This window comes from Nostoc sp. 2RC, assembly GCF_014222165.1.
Classification (GTDB): Bacteria; Cyanobacteriota; Cyanobacteriia; order Cyanobacteriales; family Nostocaceae; genus Nostoc; species Nostoc linckia.
The window spans coordinates 1-5,316 of record NZ_JACKZU010000483.1 but is presented as its reverse complement, the minus strand read 5'-3'; the positions used below and the strand labels follow the sequence as shown (position 1 = coordinate 5,316).

At 43.2% G+C, this 5,316-nt stretch carries 6 protein-coding genes; 2 read left to right on the top strand and 4 right to left on the bottom strand.

Going from position 1 to position 5,316, the window contains the following annotated elements; all coding sequences use genetic code 11:
- Positions 1-13: 13 nt before the first annotated feature.
- Positions 14-628, bottom strand: a complete 615-nt coding sequence (locus GNE10_RS31795; RefSeq protein WP_099071436.1) for a hypothetical protein — start codon at positions 626-628, stop codon at positions 14-16.
- Between the two features lie 380 nt (positions 629-1,008).
- Here GNE10_RS31795 and GNE10_RS31790 point away from each other — a divergent pair, with 380 nt between their 5' ends.
- Positions 1,009-1,440, top strand: a complete 432-nt coding sequence (locus tag GNE10_RS31790) for a biotin carboxylase (protein WP_099071435.1) — start codon at positions 1,009-1,011, stop codon at positions 1,438-1,440.
- 384 nt (positions 1,441-1,824) lie between these two features.
- Here GNE10_RS31790 and GNE10_RS31785 read toward each other — a convergent pair whose 3' ends face one another.
- From GNE10_RS31785 to upp, 3 genes are all read right to left on the bottom strand, one after another.
- Positions 1,825-2,088, bottom strand: coding sequence for a YggT family protein (locus tag GNE10_RS31785; protein WP_099071434.1), 264 nt, complete (start codon positions 2,086-2,088; stop codon positions 1,825-1,827).
- Between the two features lie 140 nt (positions 2,089-2,228).
- Positions 2,229-2,582 carry a hypothetical protein gene (locus tag GNE10_RS31780; RefSeq protein WP_185569945.1) on the bottom strand — a complete coding sequence of 118 codons (354 nt, stop codon included), beginning with the start codon at positions 2,580-2,582 and terminating at the stop codon, positions 2,229-2,231.
- A gap of 74 nt (positions 2,583-2,656) precedes the next feature.
- Positions 2,657-3,307 carry a uracil phosphoribosyltransferase gene (gene upp, locus GNE10_RS31775; protein WP_185569943.1) on the bottom strand — a complete coding sequence of 217 codons (651 nt, stop codon included), beginning with the start codon at positions 3,305-3,307 and terminating at the stop codon, positions 2,657-2,659.
- A 488-nt stretch (positions 3,308-3,795) separates the two neighbouring features.
- On the opposite strand from upp, the gene crtH reads away from it, so the two are divergent.
- Positions 3,796-5,286 (top strand): carotenoid isomerase, encoded by a 1,491-nt coding sequence (crtH, locus tag GNE10_RS31770; RefSeq protein WP_185569941.1) that lies wholly within the window; start codon positions 3,796-3,798, stop codon positions 5,284-5,286.
- Positions 5,287-5,316: the final 30 nt, after the last annotated feature.

Here is a 5,316-nt window from a genome sequence, read left to right as displayed (position 1 = left end):
CTCCCCACTTCCCCTACTTCTGACACCAGCGCCAGTTATAGCGATTCCATTCGTAGATTCCTTGAATTTCATATTCAGCGCCGTTGAGGAAGCGGACAACGCAATTAGTACAGGAGTTATGGCGTACATCGCTAACTTCATTAATTTGAATCACAATGGATGGAAACCACTCTGGTTTACAGGGGCCATCTGCTTGCACCCATTCCCACAATGCATTGCAAATTTCGATGCGATCGCCTACTCTCAACTTTAATACATCTTCTAAATAACAATACTTATCAAAATGGTACGACTCCAGACGGTTGAGCCACTCTAAACCGTAGCGTTGGCGGATAAATTGTACTGTTCCAGAGTCATTATCCAACAGCCAATCATTGAGTAATTGTATTTTCCAAGTACGGTTACGTTGTTCTTGAGTCTTCACAAACTCTAAAAAAACTTCTAACTCCTCTGGGGTAAGTTCGTCCAAGGGATTAGCAACATCTGACGGCCCAGAGTGAGAATTTTCCTGAATTTGCTCAACGAATTGCAATAATATCTCTTTCTGCGCGTCAGTGAGAGGACAGCCAACTGCATCACAACTATTAAAGGCTGCTTGCATAGCTGTTTCAATCTCATCTGGTGTCATAAAAATTAATAGCAATCGTGGGTTTATTTACTTAATTATTACAAATGTTAAATTCAAGTTTTCAATCTACCTCTAATAATATGAAGTTCGATTAAAGACTAGGGGCTTGCAAGTAAAAAATATTCCGTTGTTACTGAATACTGATGACTATTGATGGTTCACTGTTAACAGTCAACAATCAAGCACCTGAAACGGAATAATTTATTTTTTCAAGTTCCCTTATTGTTAGGGTGTAATCAATAATGCTGAGACTTGCAGGTAAAAACAGGAAAAAATTTGCTGTTTCCCGTCATCAGTCAACTGTCATCAATCAACCGTAATTCCGTTGTAAGCTGAGGTTATCAGTTACATCACTATTTAATTAAGTTACGGAGTTTTTTATGCGGTTGCGATCGCTCACGGTTGTTTTGATTTCTTGTTTCATCACTCTTCTATCGTGGGTGCTTACTCCCCCCGCTCTAGCGCTGACACAAATTAGACTATTTGATATTTCTTATCAGGATTGTCCCCCTGAACTGGCACAAGGAGCTGTTACTAGTAGCGGTAGTGGTGCTGCTAATTGCTTTATCGTTATTGGCAAGGCAGAAAATGGTACTAAAAAAACTGTTTATGATGCAGATATTTATGGACGCATCTATGATGCTAACAATGACTCAGTAATGCAAAATCGCACCCGTCTTGGTTCGATTGCTGAGATACCACCAGGTGTTAGCGATTTTGAATTGAGAATTTCTGTACCTGCAAATCAGCCTACTCCATTAAAACTCAAGCAGTTTAAGGCAGCGGGATTTAGCGCTCCGGTACGGAAGTAATAGACTTCTAAGAGAAGTCGGGAAAAGGGGAAGGGGAAAGGGGGAAAGGTTTGGTATTTTCCCTTTCCCCAATAAAGATGTATCCCTTTTCCCACAAGAGTGCAAAAAGCACTCTTGTGCAAAAGACTCAATGAATAGTGCTAAGTACTATTAGAGCTTGCAGGGCGTTTAGCCACTGCCAAGTAAAATAAATTTTAAGGACTTCCAAAAAAGTATTCCATAAAAGACTGTTGAAAACCACTGAGGGTATGGGGAAACCCCTACATACCCTCAGTGGCTCATATTCACAGTTAACAGTCAACAGTCAACAGCGAACTACAGCAATGGAATATTTCTTTACTTGGAAGTCCCTAATTGAACATCAAACAAACGGCAAATTTTCTATTACACAACGTAGGCTAGACGAGTGATAAATCCGCCTACAAATTGTAGAAGTAGAATAGCTAACATTGGTGAAAAATCTATGCCGCCCAGTGGGGGGATAAATGACCGAAACACATTGAGGTAAGGATCGGTTATCTGACTCAAAGCTGCAAATGGTTGGTCATACCAGTTGATTGTCGGGAACCAGGTTAAAAGAACCCGAATCAATAACAAAAAAGTATAAATCTGGGTAAAAGTAGCAAGAGTGGTAATCAGTAATTCCATAGATAGCGTGGTTTCCTACTAAGGTTTCCTACTAAGTTTCAAACGCGGTCTTATTTATTGATTTTAATTTAGTCTATGTCACGGTGTTTGCAGGTTTAGTATTTACCACACTTGGTACTTTTATCATGCTTCCACAAAGTTTAGGAATCTTTAGGAAAAGAGCGATCGCCAACTGTTTGTGGTGAACCGCCATTCACATTTCCTAGCTGCTTTCGCACTTCATCAATTGTGGCATTTAGCTGGGCAATTTTATCTTCTAGCGATCGCCGAGCTACTTCTATGCTAACACTCTCTGTTTCTGAGGCTTTCATTTGACGCCGTTTTGCTGCTATTTTCTTGGCTTCGGCTTGGCTATCTGGTTGTTCTGTTTCTTCCTCTGCTAGCAAATCCGAATCGCGTCTAGAAGCAATCAGCGCGCCAATGACACCACCAAATACGCTACCGACAAATGCCCCTGCTAAAAAACCACTGGCAAAACCATCTCGCTGACTCATATGTTTACCGCCTTCAACAATCTTGCAACTCTTACAGTAGTTATGCCATGAATCTATCCTAGCTGCATACTAACTTAAGTCCCAAAGATGCGATCGCCTGCATCCCCCAAACCCGGTACTATATACCCCTGGTTATTGAGTTTCTCATCAATGGTTGCGGTGTAAACTATTAAACCTGGATAATTAGCACTCAGTTTTTGCAAAGCTGGTGGAGCCGCCACCACACAAACAATCCGCGTTAAACTTGGATCTACGCCCCGTTGTGTTAATTCTGCCATTGCTGTCATAATCGACCCTCCCGTTGCCAGCATCGGATCGGTAACTAACACTCGTGTTTGGGGATGAAATTTTTCTGGTAACTTGTTCAGATAACAGTGAGGTTGTAGCGTTTCTTCATCTCGTGCCAATCCGAGATGATAAACCGACGCTAAAGGCAGTAAAGTCTGCGCTCCCTCTAGCAATCCCAGCCCCGCCCGGAGAATTGGTACTACTGCCACTGGTATTTGTGCATCAATCACAGTTGCTGGACAGGCATCCAAGGGAGTCTGCACTGCTGTTTCTTGAGTAGGCAACCAGTCACGTGCAGCTTCATAAGTCAACCATCTTCCCAACTCAGTCATCGCACTGCGGAATAATACTGAAGGCGTGCCTGCATCACGAGCCACTGCCAGCCAGTGTTGTATTAGGGGATGAGGTGGTACATAAACCCGCAATTGTAGCGTCATAGCTAGAAGTCAGCGCCTTTTGATTGTACATGAACTGAAAAACCATAATACTCTTTCCTGCATCCGACTGACTAGGAGAGGGGGAAGGGGAAAGGGGAAAGGGGAAAGGGTTAAAGGGAAAGGGTTAAAGGGTTAAGGGGAAAGGGTTAAGGGGAAAGGGTTAAATCTAATCTTTCCCCTTACCCCTTTCTTTTTTCCCATACCTCATGCCTCATGCCCTCATATCCTTGTATTCTTCGATGACGGCTAAAATTTCCTCATCAATTTTATTGATAAAAATTTTCATTAGGTGTTGACATCGATTCTCAATCAAGGCTATATTGTTATACAGTGTTCTCCTCTCTTTAAGGATCGGCAGACGGGATTAGCCAGCGGCAGCAGGCTTGTCCCTCTTTTTTGTGATTAGGCATCGGTGATGGGAAGATGGGGAAAGAGGAAAATGCCCAATGCCCAATGACTAATGACTAATGACTAAGGACTAATGACAAATGACAATTGATGCGATCGTTATTGGGTCTGGGATTGGTGGTTTAGTAACAGCTACTCAGCTAGCTGCAAAGAAAGCGAAAGTGCTGGTGCTGGAACGTTATTTAATCCCTGGTGGTAGCGCTGGTTATTTTGAACGGCAAGGTTATCGATTTGATGTTGGGGCATCAATGATTTTTGGGCTGGGGCAAAGGGGTACTACCAATTTATTGACCCGCGCACTGTCGGCCGTCAATGTTAGTCAAGAAGCGATCGCAGATCCAGTACAAATTCACTATCATCTACCCCAAGGTTTAGACCTGAAGGTAGATCGGGTTTATGAAAAATTTTTGCAAAATCTTACTGCTCATTTTCGCCATGAAGAACGAGGGATTCGTCGCTTTTATGACGAATGCCAAAAAGTATTTAACTGTCTCAATAACATTGATTTGTTGTCGCTGGAGGAACCTCGGTATCTGTTGCAGGTATTTTTCCAGCATCCTTTGGCGTGTCTTGGTTTAGTTAAGTATCTGCCCCAAAATGCCGGGGACATCGCACGACGCTACATTACAGATCCTCAATTATTGAAATTTATCGATATGGAGTGTTATTGCTGGTCGGTGGTTCCAGCAGATATGACACCAATGATTAATGCTGGGATGGTATTTTCAGATCGGCACTATGGCGGAGTCAACTATCCCAAAGGGGGAGTCGGACAAATTGCCCAAAAACTGGTGGAAGGTCTAGAAAAAGCTGGAGGTGAGATTCACTACCAAGCCAGAGTCACAAAAATTCTCATAGAACAGGGACGAGCAGTGGGCGTGCAGTTGGCTAATGGTAAAGTATATCGGGGTAAACGCATAGTCTCTAATGCTACACGCTGGGATACATTTCAACAATTATTACCAGTAGAGGGAATACCTCATAATGAGAAAAAATGGCAACAAAATTATCAAAAATCACCCAGCTTTTTGAGTTTACACATGGGTGTAAAACAATCAGTTTTACCTGAGGGAACCGAGTGTCACCATATTTTGCTGGAAGACTGGGAAAACATGATGGCGGTGGAAGGCACAATTTTTGTTTCCATTCCCACACTGCTTGACCCAGATTTAGCACCGAGTGGATATCATATCATTCATGCGTTTACGCCTCACTGGATTAATGATTGGCAAGGACTTTCTCAGGATGAATACGAAGCAAAAAAAGAAAAGGCGGCTTGGGCAATTATTGACCGTCTAGAGAAGATTTTTCCCGGCTTAGATGCTGGATTAGATTATTTGGAGGTAGGGACACCCCGCACCCATCGCCGCTTTTTGGGTCGTGAGGATGGCACTTATGGGCCAATTCCCCGACACAAGTTGCGCGGGTTGTTGAAAATGCCCTTTAATCGCACCGCTATTCCCGGACTTTATTGTGTTGGCGATAGCACCTTTCCCGGTCAAGGATTAAACGCAGTGGCTTTTTCTGGGTTTGCCTGCGCTCACCGCATTGCCGTAGATTTAGGATTGTGAAGGAGGCAGGGGGCAGGGGGCAGGGGGCAG

Excerpts from the sequence above, each read along its gene's own strand:
- GNE10_RS31795 (WP_099071436.1), bottom strand. The coding sequence starts at position 628 with ATGACACCAGATGAGATTGAAACAGCTATGCAAGCAGCCTTTAATAGT.
- GNE10_RS31790 (WP_099071435.1), top strand. The coding sequence starts at position 1,009 with ATGCGGTTGCGATCGCTCACGGTTGTTTTGATTTCTTGTTTCATCACT.
- GNE10_RS31785 (WP_099071434.1), bottom strand. The coding sequence starts at position 2,088 with ATGGAATTACTGATTACCACTCTTGCTACTTTTACCCAGATTTATACT.
- GNE10_RS31780 (WP_185569945.1), bottom strand. The coding sequence starts at position 2,582 with ATGAGTCAGCGAGATGGTTTTGCCAGTGGTTTTTTAGCAGGGGCATTT.
- upp (WP_185569943.1), bottom strand. The coding sequence starts at position 3,307 with ATGACGCTACAATTGCGGGTTTATGTACCACCTCATCCCCTAATACAA.
- crtH (WP_185569941.1), top strand. The coding sequence starts at position 3,796 with ATGACAATTGATGCGATCGTTATTGGGTCTGGGATTGGTGGTTTAGTA.